The organism is Aldersonia kunmingensis, assembly GCF_001646865.1.
GTDB classification, from domain to species: Bacteria; Actinomycetota; Actinomycetes; order Mycobacteriales; family Mycobacteriaceae; genus Aldersonia; species Aldersonia kunmingensis.
The window spans coordinates 22437-43303 of sequence record NZ_LRRB01000112.1 but is presented as its reverse complement, the minus strand read 5'-3'; the positions used below and the strand labels follow the sequence as shown (position 1 = coordinate 43303).

The window sequence follows — 20867 nt, the reverse complement described above, 5'->3', positions numbered from 1 at the left end:
TCACCGGCAATCGTGGAAGACTTCCAGCTAACGCCGAATTGGGGGGCGTGGAGGGTCGACTGTGGACTTCTACGCCATGCTCGACCAGGTCGTCGAGCTGGTCAGTAGCCGTGGCCGCGTGTCACATCAAGCACTGAGGCTCGAGTTCGATCTGGACGATGGACACTTCCAAGCAATCAGGGAAGAACTCCACTACGCACACCGCGAAACAATTCGCGAAGAGGGTTCGGGCTTCGTGTGGGTCGGCAAACCCGCGGACGCCGCGCCGCTCCCTCAATCTCCGGAGGCCGAACGCCGGCATCTGACGATGTTGTTCTGCGACCTGGTGGGCTCCACCCCGCTCGCGAGCCAGTTCGATCCCGAAGAGTGGCGCGAGATCATGCGGACCTACTACGACGCGTGTGGCAAGGTCATCGCCCGCTTCGACGGTCATATCGCGCTGTATCTCGGCGACGGCCTGCTCGTCTACTTCGGGTATCCCCTCGCCCACGAGGACGACGCGCAACGAGCCGTGCGGGCCGGGCTGGGCATCGTGGAGACCGTCGGTCAGCTCAACGCCGGCCTCGTCGAAAAGCATGGCGTCACGCTCGCTGTGCGGATCGGGTGTCATACCGGCCTGGTGGTAGTCGGCGAGCTGAGCGGAACCGGTCACGACGATATGGCGCTCGGCGAGACGCCCAACATCGCGGCACGGCTCCAGGGTGTCGCCGAACCAAACACCTTGGTAGTCAGTGCCTTTACCCATCAACTGCTAGGCGGTCTCTTCACCTGCGAGTCTTTGGGAAGCCCACACCTCAAAGGCGTGGCCGCGCCGATGGAGGCCTTTCAGGTGCTCTCCGAAAGCACCGCCCGGACCAGGCTCGAAGCAATCGGCAATGCCGGCCTGACCCCGCTGGTCGGGCGTCGAGCCGAGGTGGCGCGGATCGAAGAACGCTGGGACCGAGCCCGCAGCGGAAATGGTCAAGTCGTGCTGGTTTGCGGTGAGCCGGGGATCGGCAAGTCCCGCGTTATCCGGCACATCGGCGAATATGCCACCGACGACGACGCGAGGCTCGTCCCACTGCAGTGTTCGCCCTTCTACCAGCACACCGCTCTGCATCCGCTGATCGACGGACTCGAACGTGTGGCGTTGGGCTTCGAGCGCCACGACTCCGCCACCCAGAAAATGCGCAAACTCGAGGGTTGGCTCGTGCAGAACGGGCAACCGTTGGCCGATGCGGTCCCATTGTGGGCGGCTTTGTTGTCGATCCCGCTGACGCCGGAATACGCCCCGATCACTGCGCCTCCTGATCAGGTCAAGAAACAAACCCTGGACGCGCTCGCGGCGATGACGCTGAAGCAATCGGACCGCCAGCCCCTGCTGTTCGTTATGGAGGATCTGCACTGGGTCGATCCCACAACGATCGAATTCCTCAGTCTCCTTATCGAACTGGTGCCGAACGCTCGCATCATGATGCTTCTGACCTACCGACCGGAGTTCGAACCACCATGGGCGCCACACACTGATCTCGCGAGAATCACGCTCGGTCGCCTGCCGCCCGACGAGGCCGGCGAACTGGCGAGCCGGGTGACCGGCGGCAAGACATTGCCGATGGACCTGATGGGACAGGTGATAGCCAAGACCGATGGTGTGCCGCTGTTCGTCGAAGAACTGACCAAGATGCTGCTCGAGTCGGGCCATCTCGTCGAGCGTGCCGAGCGCTACGAGCTCAACGGCCCATTGCCCGCGTTGGCGATTCCCAGCACACTGCACGACTCGCTGACCGCGCGCCTGGACCAGTTGTCCGCAGTGAAGCCGCTTGCCGAGCTGGCCGCAACATTGGGGCGCGAATTCAGTTACGCGTTGCTGCGGGCAGTTTCACTGTGGGACGACGACAACCTGCAGCTCGGACTGCGCCAGCTGACCGAAGCGGAGCTCCTGTACGAAAAGGGCCAGCCGCCGACGTCGACCTACCGATTCAAGCATGCGTTGATTCAGGACGCGGCCTACGCCTTACTGCTCAGGAGCACCCGCCAACAGCACCACCAGCGCATCGCTGAAGCACTCGAATCCCGTTTCCCTGAAGTCGTTTCGACTCAACCGGAACTGCTGGCACACCACTACACCGAGGCCGGACTGACCGCGCAGGCTATCCCTTACTGGCAGGCTGCCGCACAACGCGCCCTGCAGAGATATGCCAACGACGAAGCAGCCACCCACGCGATGCGCGGCTACGACCTGCTCAGCACGCTGCCCGACACACCTCAACGCGCCAAGCAGGAAATCTCCCTGCAAATATTGCTCGGCGGCGCGGTGGCGAGTGTGCGTGGCCCACACGCCGGCGAGCACAACTACGCCCGCGCGTGCGAGCTGGCCCGACAAGTCGGGAGCACCCCGGAACTGTTCCCCGCGCTGTCCGGCCTGCAATACGCGCAGATACTGCGCGGCCATATGAAGAAGGCGCGCGCTTTGGCAGAGGAGTTCCTGGAACTGGCCGAACCGCAACAAGATCCGCTGATCCTGGCCGTCGGACACCGAATGCTCGCCTATGCGGCGTGGTGGCAGGGAGATGTCGTCGGGGTGCGTGACCACACGGCCAAAGGCCTCGCCCTGTACAGCCCGGATCAATACCGGACCTGCATCGTGAGCTACATCCAGGATTCGGGAGTTCTCTGCGGATACCTCAACGCCCTTTCGCACTGGGTGCTGGGCTACCCAACGCGGGCTGTGGAAGTCATGGAGCAAACGTTGACGCGTGCGCGCGGGTTCGAACATCCGTACAGCGTCGGGCTGACGCTCTTGATGTCTGCCCAGTTGGCGCAACTGCGTCGGGATACCGAGTCCGCGCTGGCCCAAGCGGAAGCCGCACTATCGATTTCCCGGGAGCGTGACCTACACGCGGTCGCACTCTGGTGTCTCCTGCCCCGAGGTTGGGCGCTCGCCGAGCAGGGTGAGGTGGCCGCAGGCATCGCGGACATCCGCGAGGCGATGGATCGCCGCCGCGCTTTCGACATGGGCGCGGTCTGGCCATGGTTCTTTGCACTGTTTGCCGAGGCGAAGGGCAAGGCCGGACAGTTCGACGAAGGCTTTGCCGCGCTCGATGAGGCAATGCAGTGGGTCGAGCGCAACGACGAGCACCTCTACGAGTCCGAGGTGTACCGCATCAATGGCGAGTTGCTCCTCGAACAGAGCGCAGAAAACGCAACCCAGGCGGAGCAGTGTTTCCAGCGGGCATTGGAGGTCGCACGCCAACAACAAGCGAAATCATGGGAGCTCCGCGCCGCCACCAGCCTGGCTCGACTGTGGCAGCAGCAGGGCAAGCGCGACCAGGCATGCGAGCTTCTGATGCCTGTATATGGCTGGTTCACAGAGGGTTTCGATACCGCCGACTTGCAGGACGCCCGCGTTCTCGTGGATGACCTATCTCGATTGCAGTAGGCCATGACGACCACGATCGGGACAGCGAAACGGTGATCCAGGGTGTCAGCACGCCACCCCGGAGGGCACCCATCCACACCCCAAGGGTGGGTATCTCGACATCGATTCACGAGGAAATGTATTGCCCATACCGAGACACGGTGTGCAGAGCAATCCCAAACCCGATCATCCAGACCGAGCAGAGGACAACACAGTGTTCACCACCCGCATTCGCCGCAACGCCGTCGCCGCAACCTTCGCCCTGACCGTCGCCGGTGTCGGCGCGGGCGTCATCGGCGGCGGCATGGCAATGGCCACGCCGGCGTCCTTTCTCGACGAGATCACCATCAACAACGCCACCCTGCCCGGTAAGACGCCCGACGAGATGGTGGCGGCCGGGAACGCGACATGCGACCACCTCCGCGCCGGCGTCTCGGTACTCGACGAGATGAGCGCCGTCGAACGGACCTACAACTTCAATCAGGGCACGCTGTTCGTCAGCGCAGCAACCACGAATCTTTGCCCCAACTTCGCGGGCTGATCGAGCACAACCCAGAAAACGCGAAAGCCCGGTATCGGATGAACCCGATACCGGCTTTTCCGTGCCGCAGGTGGGCTAGGAGCGCTTCCCGCCGCGGGCCCGCTTCCTCGCGGCCTGCAATTCGGCGAGCTCCTGCACTAGATCAGGGCCCTCCTGTGCCGCCGCGGAAGCGTCGGCGCTTCCCTCGTTCTTCTTGTCGTCGGATGGCCGCGTCAGGATCGCCTCGAACAGCGCGTCCACCTCGGCAGCAGCCTTCTCCTTCGCGCCGGACAGTGTCGTCGGAGTGGCTACGACAGCAGCGTCGTCGTCCAGCACCTCAGCGTCTACAGCTACGGTTGCCGGTTCGACAGCGACGATCGCCCGAATCGGCGGCGCGGAATCCGTCGGCTGTTGCGGCGCGGTCGTGTCGTTGTAGTCCGACATCGTCGACATCCGTCGCACACGCAGCTTCTGCCGGATCTGCTCGGCGGGATCGGGCATATCGCGCATCGCATCCGTCGCGCGGTAGATCGCGAGGCCATAGCGCTGGCTTGCCGCGTTGTGTATGAGCAACGCGACGCCGATCATCACCGGCGCGACCGCGTGGACCATCGCGTCGTACCAGTCGCCCGTGCGGACATACGGGTAGACATTCAGACCGATCGTGAGCGACAACAGCGCGGCTTCTGCCGTGGCGACCTGCCAACGGCTGTCCAGCACACCCCATTCGGCAACCTTGTTGGTTCCGATCATGATGATGATGAGGCAGACGCTGATCATGGCTTCCAGCAGATAGCTGAACCAGAACAGTGGATCAGATGCCCCGCCCGGGGCGATGTTGTGTTGCACGTTGACCGCCGACCACAGCATGCCGGCGACGACCACTCCGGCAAGCGCTCGCAGCGACCATGTCCGATTCTGGTACAGCGATGCGAGTTTCGCGTGCGGGCTCGATTCACGCCGCTGGGCCGCGATCGCCTTGCGAGCGATGAGGAGATCGCGCATGTCGGCCCTCTCGATTTCTTCTGCGGTGCCCCGCGCGCGATCGGCCGCAGCCGCGGTCGCTTGCACGTGCTTCCAGCGCTGCGCTCGGTCCTCGACGCGAATCCGCTCGGCAAGGTCCCGTTCGGCTTGCAGTTCGTTCTCCGACAGCACTTCGGTGAGGGCCGGATCCGACTGATAGACCATCCGACCGCGCGCATCATCGACCCGCCGCGCGAGCTGAGCGATGTCGTTGTTGGGCGTTGTCATCGGTTCCCCCAGAGGAGCGTTGTCACAGCAGAAGTCGGCAGGTGCACAGGAAATTAATAGTCGAAATCTTCACGGCGCGCACCTCCCGTGTTCAGCGCACCTCGCACGAATCAATGGGGTGGCCGCCCCGCGGGGTAATTGCAGCCTGACCGATCAGTCGGGTTGCGACGTCACCAGTCCGTCATCGAGCGCGCGCTGGGCGAGGCGGCTCCGCTTCTGTCCACGCGGCGCGCTGTCGATACCGAACCGGAGGAAGAGCTCACGCATGTGGGACTTCACGGTGGCATCGGATATGCCAAGCTCCTCGGCGATCTGCCGGTTGGAGGCCGGCACGGCGTAGGGCGCGTGTGCAAGCGGCCGGCACAGCGCGCGAAGAACGTCCAGTTGGGCGTCGGTGGGGCGCATCGCAAGCGGTTCGTGGCCGGATTCGCGTGTGGCCGGTTGGCCGATTCCCCGATTGCCGCGGTACAGCAGTGACGTCTCGCCGACGAGCACGATGTCGCCGTTGCGCATTTGATGCCGACCGGCCAGTCGCTTGCCGTTCACGAATGTGCCGTTGCTCGATAAACCGTTGTCCTCGAGCGTCCAGTACGCACCCATCCACCGCAGAGCAGCGTGCAACCTCGAGACCGAAGGGTCCCAGGTCAGCGCGATGTCAGCCTCGGAACCACGACCGATGACAACTATCGCCCGATCCGCCGATAGCACGACGCTGCACTGCCTGCCTTGGCTGTCGTCGAAGATTACTTCGGCCTGTCCGACGCCAACGGGTTCTTGCGCCTCCGACACGAACCTAGTGTGCGCCTATCCACACTCTTCGGGGCTATCCGAAGCCTCCGACACCGCAACGGGCAACGGTCTACGATTGCACTACCGCTCGTGCGGCGAGGACTCCGACAATGGAGCGCGACGTTCGATCGCCGACCGAGGCCACCGGCCTCGTCGACGACAATTCTTCGTGCGACACGCAGACGGCGCTGGCCGCAGTGCTCGCGCGATTCTCCACTGCCTGGTCACAGCACGATGTACCGCCCGATTTGGCTGCCTTCATCCCCGACGCGACCGATATCCGCAACGTCTTCCTGGTCGAACTGATCAAAGTCGACATGAAGTTCCGGTCGGGCCGGGCCGCCAATCCCAAACGGCTGGCCGAATACCTTGCGGAGTTTCCGGAACTGCGAGCCGTTCCACTATCCCCCGACCTGCTATACGAGGAATTCTTCAGTCTGCGTCGCGCGGGCGTGGCGGTGGACCCGGCGGAGTACTCCGAAGACGTACGGCCGCGGTTGTCCTCGGGTGATTACCGCAGCACCCTGATCGTGCGCCCGCGCGCGGTCGAAGCACTCGATGCGCTCGAAACGCTCGAAGTCGGCTCCCAGATCGACGACTTCGACCTGCTGCTCGACCTCGGCCGCGGCGCATTCGCACGGGTGTTCCTCGCACGTCAACGATCCATGCATCGCCTTGTGGCACTGAAGGTTTCACACAATCACGGCACAGAACCGCAAACCTTGGCCCAACTGGATCATCCCTACATTGTGCGGGTTTTCGACCAGCGCCTCCTCGCCGAGCGAGACCTGAAGCTCATGTACATGGAGTATGTACCGGGCGGAACCTTGCTCGACTTGCTGCAGCGCGCCGCCGACACCGCACCGGCCCAGCGAAATGGCGCGCTACTGCTGGCGGCCGTCGACGAGGCGCTCGGCGAAAAGGGCTCGGTCCCAGTTGAGTCCGGGATTCGAGCGGAGCTCTCATCGCTGTCTTGGCCGGAAACCGTCGCGTGGCTGGGACGCCGACTCGCCGAGTCACTCGACTACTCGGCCCAGCACGGCGTATTGCATCGAGATATCAAGCCGGCCAATGTGCTGCTAACCATGGACGGCGCACCGCAACTCGCCGACTTCAACATCAGTTTCAACCAGCACATCCCCGGCGCGACCCCGGCGGTCTATTTCGGCGGCTCGCTTCCCTATATGTCCCCCGAACAGCTGGAAGCGTGCCACCCGGGCCTTCCCGGTACGGCCGAGAGCCTCGACGGTCGCAGTGATATCTACGCCCTCGGCGTCATGCTGTGGGAACTTCTCACCTGCGCGCGGCCGTTCGCCGACGAGACTTGCGCGGGCGATTCCCCGACTTCGCTCGAACGCATGCTCGCACTGCGGAGGCGCGGTATCGAGGCGTCCGCGCTCGATGACGTGCCGGCCGACTGCCCCGCCACGCTGCGCCGTGTACTGCTAACCTGTCTCGCTCCGCGTCCCGAGCGTCGATGGTCGTCGGGCGCCGAACTCGCTCAGCAGCTCGCGCTTAGCCTCGACGCCCGCGCCCGCAGCCTGGTGGACCCACCGCATGGAAGCCTCCGCGAGCGTCTCGCGTTGCGCCCCATACCCGTGGCGACGAGCGCGCTCGTGATGGGCCAAATCCTAGCTACGGCCTACATATTCGGCCATAACGTAGCTCTGCTGACCCGCCACCTGCCTGCCGAGACGCACCCCGCCTACACGACGATGGTTATCGTCGTCGCAGTCACGTTCTTCCCGGCGTTCGGCGGTTTGATGGTCTATGTCTGCCGCAACGTCATCACCGTTCCGTGGGGTGTACGGACGGGAAAGTGGTACAACGCAACGACTCTCGCACGTGCTCGTCACGACACCCTGGTATGCGCAGATCGACTGGCGCTCATCGCGTTCACGGGATGGCTGTGCTCACTGGTGGTACTCGGTGGGACGATTCTGGTTATCGCCGATCTGCGTATCGGGTTGATCGCCAACCTCTTCGCCTCGCAAGTCGTCACTGCGACCATCGCCGCAATATTTCCCTTCCTGTTGGTGACCGCTCATGTCGTGCGCTGGTATTACCCCGCGCTGTTGATGTACGGGTCCACGACACCCGACGATGCGAAGCAACTGCGCCGACTGGCGCGCCGATGCGGGCAGGTTCTCGTCGTCACGGCCCTCACACCCCTGCTGGGGATCGTTGCCGGAGTCATGTTCCTCGGCCCGCAAGATCTGCACCTGGTCATCGACTCGATCATCGGGTTGGGCGTCGTCGGAGCCATTGTCGTTGTGGGTGGCTTCGTAGCATTCCGGATCGTCGACGCGGATATCGCCGCGCTCGTCCGAGTGGTTAGCACCGTGCTCCCCCACCGCGTCCGCTCATAGGTCGGGGACGCGCACCCAGATGCGCACAGTTCGATACGCCGAAAAGCCGCGCAGCACCAGACTGGAGTCGGGTGCTGCGCGGCAACGGATGAAACGGTGCTATTCGACCCATCCGATGCCAGTGGCGAGGCCGCCGTTCGTCGTGTCCATGCACACGCCTTGGACGGTTCCAGACGCGAAGAACAGTCCGCTGACCGGCCCAACGCCACCCGCAGGATTCGATCCGAACCCGATACCGGGACCGAGCCACATGCACTGGTAGGCCAGCGTGCCCGTATTCGCGTCGAGTTGCTCGCCGTTGATCACGTTGTCGATCGGTGCTGGATCCCCCGGACTCACATACGGCGTGGCTAACGCAGTTCCCGCCGCGAGCGCAATCAGCGAAACGGCGGCCGCAGATGCAGTGGCGATACGGAGCGCAAACTTGTTCATGTTCTTAACCTTTCGATCTCGGCCAGCGAAGGTGCTGGACGAACATTGACCTTCCCCGTTCGGGAACGCCCCATAACTGTCCTTCGCCGCCATACCGGATCGCTTCCACCTTCGGGGTGAATACCTATGCACCCCCGGTTATTTCATCGCCATAATGTCGCTCGAGGTCCTGTAAGTGAAGCGCCGGCCCGCAAACAGCTGTGGGTGCGCCAGTTCCACCCCGACGGTGGAAGCCAGCGGAGCCGTCGAAACCGCAGCATTACAACAGCGATTTCATCGACGTGAGAGGAATTCGCCATGACAAGGACTGGCCCGGCTAAGCCCAAGCAGTCACCGTGACCGTCACTCATCCGAACTATTTCGAGGATCTGATCGATCAGGCGTTGATCAGCGCCGGCAGCAGCGCCCTCGTCTCCGACCCCACCTTGGTATGAATATTTGTGGTCATCGATCGCGCCACCGGGACTAGCGCGCCGCCTCCGCCACGTCGGCGCCCAGTCGGTCAGCTGCCACCCGGGCCGCGCCCAGCAATGCGAGCACCTCGTCTCGGTCGCGTCCCTGACGGTCGTTCCATCCGGTCAATTCACGCAACCGAGCCAGCCGCATCGACGGTGCCGGACACCACTGCACCGGCCGGTTGTTCTCACGCAGGGTGTGCCAGAGCAGGTCAAGTGTGCGCTGTACCGGCTGTGACCACACGGCCGGTACACCGCCGCCCGCCTGCACGATCGCGCCAACCAGGCAGGCTCCGACGACCGGCCGGCCGGACATGCGGCGCAGGTCGTGCGCACTCGCGACGGCGATGCGGTCCCGCTCGTCGCGGTAGGAGAACCATGCGTGCTGCACCCAACCCGCGCGCACGATCCTCTCCGCGTCCTCGAGCATGGCGCCGATAGCGCGCAACTCGGCAAGCTGAGCACTGCGCCGGTCCTGTTCGGCTAGGCGTTTCCGTAGTCGACGCCGCTCGCGCCACCCATGCGACAGTGCAGCGGCACCGACCTCCGGCCGCGTCGATGTCTTCAGTTCCGCCGACAACACGCTCATTGCGATCACCTCGGATCGAGGATCCAGATCCTCCCAAATATACGTCGGGCGGACGCGCCGATCGGTGCAGATCACGTCTGTTGCGATCGAACTCTTGCTGGGGTCCGGTTATGTATCAGGTACAAACATTGCGCCACAACGAGTTTCACCAACACCTGTCCTGGACGGCGTCACCGAAGGCGCCGGTAACCGATCCGATGCACATGCGGCCAAACTTACGCATGGTGCGCCTGTTTTCATGGATACTGCACCGGTGACGCCGACCAAGCGATCCTGGTTTCCTGTCATATCGATGGTGCTGCTCGCTGTCGCGGGACTGCTGGTCGCCGCACCGGGGAGCAGCGGCGCCGCACCGCCCGCCTGGCGGTACACGATGGTGGCATTCAGCAATATCAGCGACCGCGACCTGGATGTGTACGAGTCGTGGGACGCCACGCAGTTCCAACCGGCCCGACTGTCGGCGTATCGGCCTCCGTCAGGGCTGGTGCGTGACCCAAGTATCTTCCGGCACACGGACGGGTTGTACTACCTCACCTACACCACGGTCGACGGGGCGAATATCGGCTTCGCGCGCAGCAATGACCGGATCAACTGGACGTTCCTCGGTAACTGGCCAGTCCCGCTTTGCTGCGCCTTCCTGCCAGGCACGGGCGACGGCACGGGTTCTGCGAGCCCACCCGGTTCCTCGGGTTCGGCCGGGTCCAGCGATGGACCGTCGCTGTCGCCATTCACCACGAAAGCCTGGGCGCCCGAATGGTTCGTGGACGGCGACCGCGTCAACGTCATCCTGTCGATGTCGACCGGTGGAGGATTCGTTCCGTACCTGATGACGGCGCTGGACCCCGGACTCAGAATCTGGAGCCTGCCCGTTCCGCTCGGCGGGATCGGAGCGGACCACATCGACACCACCGTCGTGAAGGTGGGATCGACTTATCACGCGTTCACCAAGAACGAGACGAGGAAGATCATCGAGCATGCGGTCGCGCCGTCGGCGACGGGACCCTACTCATTCGTCCCCCCGGGAAATTGGGGCACGTTGGTGGAGGGCCCCGCCGTGGTCCAGTTGCCGAACGGCGCCTGGCGGATGTATTTCGACGCCTACGTCGAAGGAAAGTACTTCTATTCCGATAGCACCGACGGGATGCAGACCTGGTCGCCGCGGCAAGAGCTTCCAGGCGTCTCCGGGAAGGTTCGCCATGCCGGCGTGATGCGGGAGCCGGCCTAAAGGCGGGCCAGGGTGTCCTGACCGAGGCCCTCCTGAACGCCAGCGCCCACTTTTCGCACATACGCACGGAATCCCGCGCGTGATGTTGAAAAGTGGGCGCTGCGTTTCATGGTCTTACTGCGTGCTGCCTCAGCCGATAGAACGTGCGCTGTCAGCCCAGAACTGGGCACGCACCGCCTTCTTGTCCGGCTTGCCGAGCGCGGTTACCGGCACCGACTCGGAAACGATGACCTGCTTGGGCGACTGCACCGAACCCTTACGCTCCTTCACCGCAGCCTTGATTTCGGCCGTGATCGTGGCGACCGATTCCTCGGAGCTGTCGACGCCGGGACGCAACACAACCACTGCGGTGACCGCCTCACCCCACTTCTCGTCGGGTGTGCCGACCACGCATACCTGCGCGATCGCCGGATGCTCGGCAATGACGTCCTCCACCTCGCGGGGGAATACGTTGAAACCGCCGGTGACGATCATGTCCTTGGTGCGGTCGACGATGAAATAGAACCCGTCCTCGTCCTCGCGGGCGAGATCGCCGGTGTGCATCCAGCCGTCCTTGAAGGTCTCGGCGGTCGCGTCCGGAAGGTTCCAGTACCCGCCCGACAGGAGCGGCCCGGATACGCAGATCTCGCCGACCTCGCCCTGCGGCACCGGCTTGCCGTCTTCACCGAGCAGCGCCACCCGAGCGAGCAGCGTCGGCCGGCCGCACGAGGTCAGCCGCTTCTTGTCGTGATCGCCCTTGGCGAGGTAGGTGATGACCATCGGGGCCTCGGACTGGCCGAAATACTGCGCGAAGATCGGGCCGAACCGGTTGATCGCTTCCTCGAGCCGGACCGGGTTGATGGCCGAGGCGCCGTAGTAGACGGTCTCCAGTGACGACAGGTCGCGCGTGTGCGAATCCGGGTGGTCCATCAGCGCGTAGATCATCGACGGGACCAGCATCGTGGCCGTGATCTTCTGCTCCTCGATCACCCGGAGCACCTCGGCGGGGTCGAAGGTCTTCAGCACGACCAGCTCGCCGCCCTTGATGATGGTGGGCACGAAGAACGCCGCACCCGCATGCGACAGCGGGGTGCACATCAGGAACTTCGGATGTTCGGGCCATTCCCACTCGGCGAGCTGGATCGTCGTCATCGTGGTGATCGACTGAACGGTGCCGATGACGCCCTTCGGCTTACCGGTCGTCCCGCCCGTGTAGGTCAGCCCACCGATGTGATCGGGCGCCAAGTCGGCAGCCACCAGCGGCTTCGGATCGTATTTGGCGGCCTCGGCAACCAGGTCGACGACCGAAGCGCCCTTGCCTACCAATGCATCGGGCACCGGACCGAGGGTGAGGATCTGCTGCAGGCTGCTCACCTTTTCGATCAGCCCCAGCGCCCGCTCGATGAACGCCGGGGTGGGGTCGATGATCAACGTGGTGATGCCGCCATCGGCCAAGACATAGGCATGATCGTCCAGCGAACCCATCGGGTGCAGGGCGGTACGGCGATAGCCCTGAGTCTGGCCGGCGCCGATGAGCATGAGCACCTCGGGACGGTTCAACGAGAGCAGTCCCACGGCGGAACCGGTACCTGCGCCCACTGCCTCCAGGGCCTGGATGTACTGGCTGATGCGCTCGGCGAGCTCGCCGCCGGTCAGCGTGGTGTCGCCGAGAAACAAAACCGGCTTGTCCTTGTTGCGCGCAAGCGCACCCACCGTCAGGTGGCCGGAGTGCACGGGTCGGCGGAGGTCGGCGTCTGCCACGAGAAACTCCCTGCGGGTCGTATTGTGCGGGTGTGTCCAACGACACGACAAACCGCTCGGTCGCGTCGACCGTACCCGCCAAAACTAGTACACGTTCTAGTGGGTATCGGCGTTTCCATGGTCGGCTGCCAGGTCCCCTCGGAGACGTCAGCTTCTGTCCAGACGTCACAACCGGCGATTCGTGCGCTCGCACTGCCATCGTGTCCAGTAGGTCAGCCGCTCCCCTTGCTCGGCCGACAGCCTGTCGCAGACAAAATCCCAATGGATGGCGACGAGGTCGCCGCGGTCCAGTTCGCCCACGAATTTGCCTTCCGGCACGCGATAACGCACGGAACGGTCCTGTTCGGCCCCAATTGACAGGCGTCCGTCGAACTCGAGTCGCTGCTCACGAACGACGACCTCGTCGGGTCCGACCCCCACGACCGTGGCCGGTGCGATTCGGCACGAATCGAGCACATGAACCGCTTCCGGTGTGCTGGAGTTCAGCAAGCGCGTCCAGGGATAGATCCCCAGGACGTGAAAGATGTGGGTCGGTGCGGCTTCGTCGAGCAACCCGTCGGTCAGGTATTTCCAGTAGTGCGCCGCCTGCGGCGCGAACCGCGCAAGCAACAGACGACCGAACTCGACACCGTCGATCTGCTCGGTCAGCTCGTTGCCTGTCCAGTACGCACGACCGACACGCTCGTCGAGGGGGTCCGCGACCCCCGACAGTTCGGCGATCAACTGCTGATACGGCCACGCCCCGGTGAACTTCCGCGCCAGCCCTTCGATGCCGCCGTCGGCATCATGTCCGCACGCGACCGCTTCCAGGGCAGCGGCGTCGGCGGGACCGCAGTAGCCGAGCGAGTTCGGCGTGTGCACGTACCGAGCGAACAGTCGGTGCCCCGGCGGCGCCGCCACTCACAGCTCCGAGCGCCGGCCGACCAGCAGGGAAGTCTCGCGGTGCAGCCGTCCGAAGTTGTAGTACGCCGCGCACGCGCCTTCGGGTGACACCATGCAGGTGCCGATCGGAGTCTCGGGAGTACAGGCCGTGCCGAAGACCTTGCATTCCCACGGCTTGATGACGCCCTTGAGCACCTCGCCACACTGACACGCCTTCGGATCCGCCACCCGTACACCCGGCATCGAGAACCGAGCCTCGGCATCGAAGTCGACGTAATCGCGATGTACCTTCAGCGCGCTCTGCGAAATGAATCCGAGCCCGCGCCACTCGAAATGTGGTCGCAGTTCGAAGGTTTCGGCCATCAGCTTCAGCGCCTGAGTGTTTCCCTCCGCCTTGACCACGCGGGTGTACTGGTTCTCGATCTCGCAGCGGCCGTCCCGGATCTGCTGGAGCAGCATGTGCACCGACGCGAGAATGTCCAGCGGTTCGAACCCTGCGACCACCATCGGCTTGCCGTAGACCTCGGACACGAACCGGTAGGGGCGGGTTCCCACGACGGTCGATACGTGGCCCGGCCCGAGGAATCCCGACAACCGCAGATCGGGCGAGTCGAGAATCGCTTTGATCGGCGGAACGATCGTGACATGGTTGCAGAAGACCGTGAAGTTCTTGACGCCCAATTGCCTTGCACGGACCAGGGTTACGGCCGTCGAGGGTGCGGTGGTCTCGAACCCGACGGCGAAGAAGACGACCTCCTTCGACGGGTTGTCGACGGCGATCTTCAGGGCATCCAGCGGGGAGTAGACGAACCGCACGTCTGCGCCTCTGGCCTTCGCCTCGATCAGGTTGCCGCGTGACCCTGGCACGCGCATCATGTCGCCGAACGTCGTGAAGATGACTGCGGGATGCTCGGCGAGCGACATCGCATCGTCGACACGCCCCATCGGAATGACACACACAGGGCACCCCGGGCCGTGCACCAACTCCACGTGCTGTGGGAGCAGATGCTCAATGCCGTGCCGGTAGATGGTGTGCGTGTGACCGCCGCACACCTCCATGAATTTGAACTCGTCGGTTCCGGCGAGCTCGGTGATCGACTTGACCAAGGCGCGTGCCGCGGCCGGGTCGCGGAATTCGTCGACGAACTTCATTCCGGCACCTCCTAAGCGATCTGTGACGAGTTGAAGGCGTCGATCTCGTTGACGTAGTCGGCGCCCATCTTCGCCACCTGCTCGAGCGTCAGTTGCGCCTCGACCTCATCGATCTTCGACATGGCGAACCCGACATGGACCAGCACCCAATCACCTACGACCAATCCCTCGTCGGCGAGGAGCCGCACACTGATGATGCGGCGCACGCCGTTGACAGCGACCTTGGCCAGGTACTGCTCCTCGTCGACGATGTCCACGACTTGTCCTGGTATGCCCAAACACATGTCACTGCCTCCTCGCTTCAGCAGATCCTGGGCAGCGGGTCGCCGACGAGCATGTCGACGATGCGGCTGCCGCCGAATGCGGTGCGGAGCGCGACGATGCCTTCCGGCTCCGCCATCACCTCACCGATCACAGTTGCGTTGGCGCCCAACGGATGCGCGCGCAGCGCAGCGACCGCCGCGTCGGCTTCCTCCGGTGCGACGATGGCGATGAATTTGCCCTCGTTGGCGACGTAGAGCGGATCGATGCCCAGCATGTCGCAGGCGCCGAGCACCTGCGGCTGCACGGGCAGCTTGTCTTCATCGAGAACGACCGCCAGCCCTGCAATCTGGGCCAGCTCGTTACAGACGGTTCCGACGCCGCCGCGGGTGGCGTCGCGCATCCAGCGGGTGGACGGCGCCGCGGCCAGCATCGCCTCGACGAGTCCGTTCACCGGCGCCGTGTCGGAGTCGATGTCTGCCTCGATGGCGAGTTCGCCTCGCGCGAGCATGACCGCCATACCGTGTTCACCGATGGTTCCGGAGACGACGACCCGGTCGCCCGGCTTCACCAGTTCGGCGCCGAGTTTGCGGCCCTGCGGGATCAAACCCATTCCGGCAGTCGATATGTACACGCCGTCGGCGGCACCCCTCCCTACGACCTTGGTGTCACCGGTGACGATCTTGACGCCGGCGGCCAGCGCGGACTCGCGCATGTCCGCGACGATCTGCTTCAGGTCGGCGATGGCGAATCCTTCTTCGATGACGAACGCAGCCGAAAGCCACCGCGGCCGCGCGCCGGCCACGGCCAGGTCGTTGACCGTGCCGTGGACGGCGAGATTCCCGATTGATCCACCCGGAAATCGCAGGGGCTGAACAACATACGAGTCCGTCGAGAAGGCCATCCGCTCGTCCGAGGAGAGTGTGACCACCGCGGCGTCTCCCAGTTGTTCGAGCTCCGGGTTGCGGAACGCTTCGAGGAACACCGCGTCGACCAGGGCCGCAGACGATTTCCCGCCCGCTCCGTGGGCGAGTGTCACCACGGTGTCGAGGAGCCGTGGGCGACGTTTGCGGAACTTGTCGATCCGCTCGAGCATTCGAGCTTCGCGTTCGACCGCGGTGGCCGGTTCGGTTCGGGTATTCGTCATCGGTGCGCTCCCGTCGCGCTACTTCGTGAGAGCTCGGCCATCCGGTCCTGCATCGCGGACCAGAGTTGGTAGCCGACAACGGCGTGGGTCTCCTGGATGCGGTGAATGCTCTGCGACCGGATCGTGAAACAGAAGTCGAGGTCGTCGCAGGTCGCCATGCGACCGCCGTCGTGCCCGGCGAAACCGATGGTCAGCAGGCCGCGCTTCCTCGCCTCGGCCAGCGCCACCAACAGATCGTCGGAGTTGCCCGACGTCGACAACGCCACCGCGATGTCGCGCTCCTTGGCGTGCGCGATGATCTGACGCGAGAAGATCAGGTCGAACCCCACGTCGTTGCCGAGCGCGGTCACGACCGACGTGTCGGCCGCAAGCGACCAGGCGGCCACGGGACGACCGAGTGCCGGCCGACTGAACAGGGTCGCCAATGTGGCTGCGTCCGTAGAGCTTCCGCCATTCCCCAAGGTGTACAGGCGGCCGCCGCGTGCGAAGCGCTCGGCCATCTGCCGACCGGCTTCGGCTATGCCCTCCCCCCATTCCTGCATCGACGCCTGTTGCAGACGCAGACTCACGTCGGCCTTTCCGCGGGCCGAGGACGCCAGATCTGTGAGCAACGAGGCCGCGTCGTTCTCCTCGGCGTCGATGAACGGGTACAGGAAGTTAGTACTTTCGGTCTCGGCCATCACCCATCTCCCAACAGATCGTCGAGTCGTGTGATCGCCGCTCCGCCGTGTACAACCACCAGATCGTTCACAGCGACATTTTCGATGAGCATGACGTCGATGTACTCCTCACCGTCGCTGGTGCGGACGAGCGCCGGCTCCTTCGGATTACCAGGCAGGACAACCACTTCGGCAAGCGTCCCCAGGTCGCCGCAGGTGATGCAGCCCTCATCGGCGCATTCGGGCTCATCGACGGACATCAATCCCGGATGCTCGAAGCAAACGTGAGTCAGTTCCCACAGCAGGTGGTACATCAGCACGAACCGCCCGGTGGCAGGAACCATCGGATCGTCCGACGAAACCCAGAGGATGTGGTCGGCTGCGCCGGAATCCGGCCGTTCGCCGTAGCCGATCCAGATCGTGTCGGCACCCCACGCGGGTGCACGGCGCATGATGTCGAGCACCTGTGGCTGGTCAGCCGAGGCGACGGCGATGACGACGTCGCCCGGTCTCGTCGCAACTCTGCACTGCGCCACCGGATCCGGCTCGACGAGCGCAACCGATGGAAGCGCTCGCTTGCCCATGATGACCGGATGGACGAACTCCACGGCGATGTGGTGAGCATGCGGTTCCCACTGCGGCGACACCGCCCATAACGTGGCGCCTGCGGAGAAGCGTCGTGCGAGCGCCAACGCGGCCGCGGCAAGATCCTCGGACAGGGCCCCGTCGATCAGTTCGGTAGGCGAATGTGCGGTGGCTGTCATGACTGTGCTCCCATTCGTGCGTGCCGCGCAGCGATCGCGCGACCGAGGACCGCCTGCCCGAGCGAAAGACCACCGTCGTTCGCGGGCACACGCCGGTGCGTCAGGACGTCGAAACCTTTGTACTCCAACTCTTCCCGAAGCAGTTGTAGCAGCAGACGATTCTGGAACACGCCGCCGGTCAAACCGATGCCGCGGATCCCGAAGTCCTTCGCGCGCCGAACCGCGAGTTCCGCGGTCCCATGCGCGAGCGCGTGGTGGAATCCGAGCGCCAGCGACGCCGTATCGTCTCCTCGCCGAAGGGCGGGCACCAGTTCCTCGAGTAGCGCTCGAAGGGTCAGCTGGTCGACGTCGATATCTATGGCGAGTGGAATCGGTCGGGCAGCCGAACGCGCCAGCGCCTCCAACTCGATGGCAGCCTGAGCCTCGTAGGTCACCCGGTGCCGCACGCCGAGCAGCGACGACACTCCGTCGAAAAGCCGGCCAGCACTCGTGGTCCGGACACAACCTGCACCGGTGGACAGCTGCGACGCGATCAGTTCGTGTTCGCCATCTCGCAGGGCACGGATGCACGGCAGGGCGTCGGATGCCTCGATTCCCGCCTCGTGGAGCAGCGACATCGCCACTCGAACCGGATTGCGAATCGCGGTGTCGCCACCGGGCAGCTGGAATGACTGCAGGTGCCCGACGCGTTCGAAGTCCAGGACTTCGGTTCCGACCGCCACCAGCTCGCCGCCCCACACTGTCCGGTCACACCCGTATCCGGTGCCGTCGAAGGCGATTCCTAGCAGCGGTGTACCCAAGCGGCCGTGTTCGGCGATGAGCGACGCCACGTGCGCATGGTGATGCTGCACCGTGTGCAACGCGAGATCGTTGACGTCGCAGTACCGTTCGGCCCATCGTCGAGTTGAGTAGCCGGGATGGTCGTCTGCGACAACCACGCTCGGTGTGACGCCGTGCAGGGTGGTGAGCTGGTCGATCGACCGCTCGAACGCCCGTTGGCTTTCCAGCGTGCCCATGTCGCCGAGATGCGCGGAGCAGAACGCGAGGTCTTCGCGCGTGAGGCAGAAGGTGTTCTTCAGTTCGGCTCCGACGCCCAACACAACTGGTCCCGTGTCGGGCAATGGAACGGGCAGTGGTGCGAACCCTCGAGAGCGCCGGATGGGTACCTCGGACCCGAGCGACACGGTCACGACCGAGTCCTCACAGGGCACGGCGATCTCTCGATCGTGTACGAGGAAGACGTCGGCGATCCCGGCTAGCCGCATCCGCGCGTCGTCGTCGGCGAAACACAGTGGCTCACCGCTCAGGTTGCCGGACGTCATCACGAGCACGCGCGGCATTGTCGCGTCGAACAGCAATTGATGCACCGGCGTGTAGGGAAGCATCACGCCGAGTTCGTCGAGACCCGGCGCCACCTCGTCTGCCACCTGCGAGGCGGATCGTTTGCGCAGCAGCACGATCGGGCGTGCGGGCTGCTGCAACAGTCCCTGCTCCACGTCGTCGATCACACACAGCGCGTACGCGAAATCGAGGTCGGCCGCCATGACCGCAAATGGTTTGGCGGGCCGGTGTTTGCGCTCGCGCAGCGTGGCCACTGCCGCTGGATCCGTGGCGTTGCAGACCAAGTGGTAGCCACCGATTCCCTTGACCGCCAATATCTTTCCGTCCAGGAGCGCACGTCGCGCGCCCTCGAAAACAGCTTGGTCACCGGTGACAACAGACCCGTCCTGTTCGAGATGCACGCGTGGCCCGCATTCGTGGCAGGAGATCGGTTGAGCGTGGTAGCGGCGGTCGGTCGGGTCGGAATACTCGGCGGCGCATCGCGAGCACATCTCGAAATCGGCCATGGTCGTTGCCGGACGGTCGTAGGGCAGGTCCCGGATCACGGTGAACCGCGGCCCGCAGTTGGTGCAGTTGATGAATGGATGCAGGTAACGGCGGTTCGCCGGGTCGTGGAACTCTCGCAAACAGTCGGCACACGTCGCGACGTCGGGTGGGATCAACGTCCGGGCGCCGCACCGATGACGGCTTGCGGTGATATGAAACTCGGTGTCCCCCCGCGGGTCCAGCCGAACGCTGCTGACATCGAGGATCTCCGACATCGGCGGCGAGTCCGAGCGCAATCGGCGCACGAACTGCGCGATCGAACGCTCGCTCCCCTCCACCTCGATGAAGACGCTCGATTCATCGTTGCCGCAATGACCGGACAGGCCGAGTTCGTTCGCCAGTCGCGCGACGAACGGACGGTAACCAACGCCCTGCACGATTCCGCGAACAACCAGCCGGACCCGTTCGACCCGGCCGTCGAGTGCCGTCGCCGTCATGGGCTCTCACCACGTCCGAGCAACTCGAGCCCGGCCATTGCCTTCGCTGCGCCCGCCTCGTCCGTCTTCTCCATTGCGAATCCCATGTGGATGATCACCCAGTCGCCGGGGTGGGCGGGCGAATCATCCTCCAGCAAACCGATGTTCACCTTCCGCTTCTCGCCATGCACATCGACGAGCGCGATCTGGTTGTGGTAACCGTCGAGCACTTCGACGACCCGTCCGGGGATGCCGAGACACATGGCTCACACCTCCTGACGCGCCGAGAGATCGGCGACGACGTCCCGTACCGCGTCGGCCGCCTCATCGATCGCGGCGGAGACCGGCGCGGACAACCCGATGCCTTCATCGACGGACTCGACCTCGCAGCCGACCACAATCGTCGGCGGCAACGCGCCACCCAGCGCCCGAAGGCTCGCGAATACGGCCTCCGGATTCATCGCGTGCGCATCGAGATTCGCCGGGCCTTCGGCGGGCGCGGCTTCCATGACGACGACCCGGCCCGGCCGCCCACGGTTCGGCACGGCGTCGATGAGGACGAGCCCGTCCCACGGGCCGAGCAGGTCGTAGGCGAGATGCATGCCCCGGATTCCGTAATCGACGACACGCGCGCCTGTTTCGGGGAGGTGCGCCATTCGCCGCACCACCTCGGGGCCGAACCCGTCGTCGCCGAGGAAGATGTTCCCGATCCCGGCGACCAGCACGCCGTTGCTCAACTCACTCCTTGTCGTCGGTGGGCGCTGTCGCGCCACCCACCTCTGCCCCAATCGCTGACTTACATCTGTCGAATCTTCAGATAGCGCCGGACATCGGGAATCGAACGCACTCCGATCACGACGCCGACCGCAACAACCAACGCACCGATTGCGGTTGCGACCAGTCCTACCGTTTGCATGGCGGACCTTCCTTTC

General features: G+C 64.4%; 19 protein-coding genes. 4 read left to right on the top strand and 15 right to left on the bottom strand.

Annotated features, from left to right (window positions below; genetic code table 11):
• Positions 1 to 76: 76 nt before the first annotated feature.
• Positions 77 to 3418: an AAA family ATPase gene (locus A8G08_RS09020; protein WP_342669642.1), complete on the top strand. Its 3342-nt coding sequence runs from the start codon at positions 77 to 79 to the stop codon at positions 3416 to 3418.
• Positions 3419 to 3611: 193 nt separating this feature from the next.
• Positions 3612 to 3938, top strand: a complete 327-nt coding sequence (locus tag A8G08_RS09015; RefSeq protein WP_068272974.1) for a DUF732 domain-containing protein — start codon at positions 3612 to 3614, stop codon at positions 3936 to 3938.
• Positions 3939 to 4013: 75 nt separating this feature from the next.
• Here A8G08_RS09015 and A8G08_RS09010 read toward each other — a convergent pair whose 3' ends face one another.
• Positions 4014 to 5168 (bottom strand): hypothetical protein, encoded by a 1155-nt coding sequence (locus A8G08_RS09010; protein WP_084436056.1) that lies wholly within the window; start codon positions 5166 to 5168, stop codon positions 4014 to 4016.
• A gap of 153 nt (positions 5169 to 5321) precedes the next feature.
• The gene (locus A8G08_RS09005) at positions 5322 to 5957 is read right to left on the bottom strand and encodes an FHA domain-containing protein (RefSeq protein WP_084436055.1); all 636 of its coding nucleotides are present in this window, start codon (positions 5955 to 5957) and stop codon (positions 5322 to 5324) included.
• A gap of 110 nt (positions 5958 to 6067) precedes the next feature.
• Between A8G08_RS09005 and A8G08_RS09000 the strand changes: the two genes are divergently transcribed.
• Positions 6068 to 8326, top strand: a complete 2259-nt coding sequence (locus A8G08_RS09000; RefSeq protein WP_084436054.1) for a serine/threonine-protein kinase — start codon at positions 6068 to 6070, stop codon at positions 8324 to 8326.
• A 99-nt stretch (positions 8327 to 8425) separates the two neighbouring features.
• Here A8G08_RS09000 and A8G08_RS08995 read toward each other — a convergent pair whose 3' ends face one another.
• On the bottom strand, positions 8426 to 8758 hold the full coding sequence (locus A8G08_RS08995) for a hypothetical protein (protein WP_068272973.1): 333 nt from the start codon (positions 8756 to 8758) through the stop codon (positions 8426 to 8428).
• 465 nt (positions 8759 to 9223) lie between these two features.
• On the bottom strand, positions 9224 to 9802 hold the full coding sequence (locus A8G08_RS08990) for a DUF6197 family protein (RefSeq protein ID WP_157108474.1): 579 nt from the start codon (positions 9800 to 9802) through the stop codon (positions 9224 to 9226).
• A gap of 238 nt (positions 9803 to 10040) precedes the next feature.
• On the opposite strand from A8G08_RS08990, the gene A8G08_RS08985 reads away from it, so the two are divergent.
• Positions 10041 to 11027 carry a glycoside hydrolase family 43 protein gene (locus A8G08_RS08985; RefSeq protein ID WP_068272969.1) on the top strand — a complete coding sequence of 329 codons (987 nt, stop codon included), beginning with the start codon at positions 10041 to 10043 and terminating at the stop codon, positions 11025 to 11027.
• A 129-nt stretch (positions 11028 to 11156) separates the two neighbouring features.
• On the opposite strand, the gene fadD8 is transcribed toward A8G08_RS08985, so the two are convergent.
• The 11 genes from fadD8 to A8G08_RS28430 form a co-directional block, all read right to left on the bottom strand.
• Positions 11157 to 12767: a fatty-acid--CoA ligase FadD8 gene (gene fadD8, locus A8G08_RS08980; RefSeq protein WP_068272966.1), complete on the bottom strand. Its 1611-nt coding sequence runs from the start codon at positions 12765 to 12767 to the stop codon at positions 11157 to 11159.
• 165 nt (positions 12768 to 12932) lie between these two features.
• Positions 12933 to 13667, bottom strand: a complete 735-nt coding sequence (locus A8G08_RS08975) for a DUF6390 family protein (protein WP_068272964.1) — start codon at positions 13665 to 13667, stop codon at positions 12933 to 12935.
• Positions 13668 to 14801 carry a hydrogenase formation protein HypD gene (gene hypD, locus A8G08_RS08970; RefSeq protein ID WP_068272963.1) on the bottom strand — a complete coding sequence of 378 codons (1134 nt, stop codon included), beginning with the start codon at positions 14799 to 14801 and terminating at the stop codon, positions 13668 to 13670.
• Positions 14802 to 14812: 11 nt separating this feature from the next.
• Positions 14813 to 15085, bottom strand: coding sequence for a HypC/HybG/HupF family hydrogenase formation chaperone (locus tag A8G08_RS08965; protein WP_068272961.1), 273 nt, complete (start codon positions 15083 to 15085; stop codon positions 14813 to 14815).
• 17 nt (positions 15086 to 15102) lie between these two features.
• Positions 15103 to 16209, bottom strand: coding sequence for a hydrogenase expression/formation protein HypE (hypE, locus tag A8G08_RS08960; RefSeq protein ID WP_084436053.1), 1107 nt, complete (start codon positions 16207 to 16209; stop codon positions 15103 to 15105).
• Positions 16206 to 16889, bottom strand: a complete 684-nt coding sequence (locus tag A8G08_RS08955; protein ID WP_068272959.1) for a D-sedoheptulose-7-phosphate isomerase — start codon at positions 16887 to 16889, stop codon at positions 16206 to 16208. Before A8G08_RS08955 ends, hypE begins: the two co-directional genes overlap by 4 nt.
• Complete coding sequence (locus tag A8G08_RS08950; protein ID WP_068272958.1) at positions 16889 to 17632, bottom strand: hydrogenase assembly protein HupF; 744 nt, start codon at positions 17630 to 17632, stop codon at positions 16889 to 16891. The genes A8G08_RS08955 and A8G08_RS08950 overlap by 1 nt, the downstream gene beginning before the upstream one ends.
• Positions 17629 to 19956: a carbamoyltransferase HypF gene (gene hypF / locus A8G08_RS08945; RefSeq protein ID WP_068272956.1), complete on the bottom strand. Its 2328-nt coding sequence runs from the start codon at positions 19954 to 19956 to the stop codon at positions 17629 to 17631. The genes A8G08_RS08950 and hypF overlap by 4 nt, the downstream gene beginning before the upstream one ends.
• Entirely contained in the window at positions 19953 to 20198 is a 246-nt protein-coding gene (locus tag A8G08_RS08940) for a HypC/HybG/HupF family hydrogenase formation chaperone (RefSeq protein WP_068272954.1), read from the bottom strand. Before A8G08_RS08940 ends, hypF begins: the two co-directional genes overlap by 4 nt.
• A 3-nt stretch (positions 20199 to 20201) precedes the next feature.
• Positions 20202 to 20672, bottom strand: coding sequence for a hydrogenase maturation protease (locus A8G08_RS08935; RefSeq protein ID WP_068272952.1), 471 nt, complete (start codon positions 20670 to 20672; stop codon positions 20202 to 20204).
• 59 nt (positions 20673 to 20731) lie between these two features.
• On the bottom strand, positions 20732 to 20851 hold the full coding sequence (locus A8G08_RS28430; RefSeq protein WP_425394543.1) for a DUF6893 family small protein: 120 nt from the start codon (positions 20849 to 20851) through the stop codon (positions 20732 to 20734).
• Positions 20852 to 20867 lie beyond the last annotated feature (16 nt).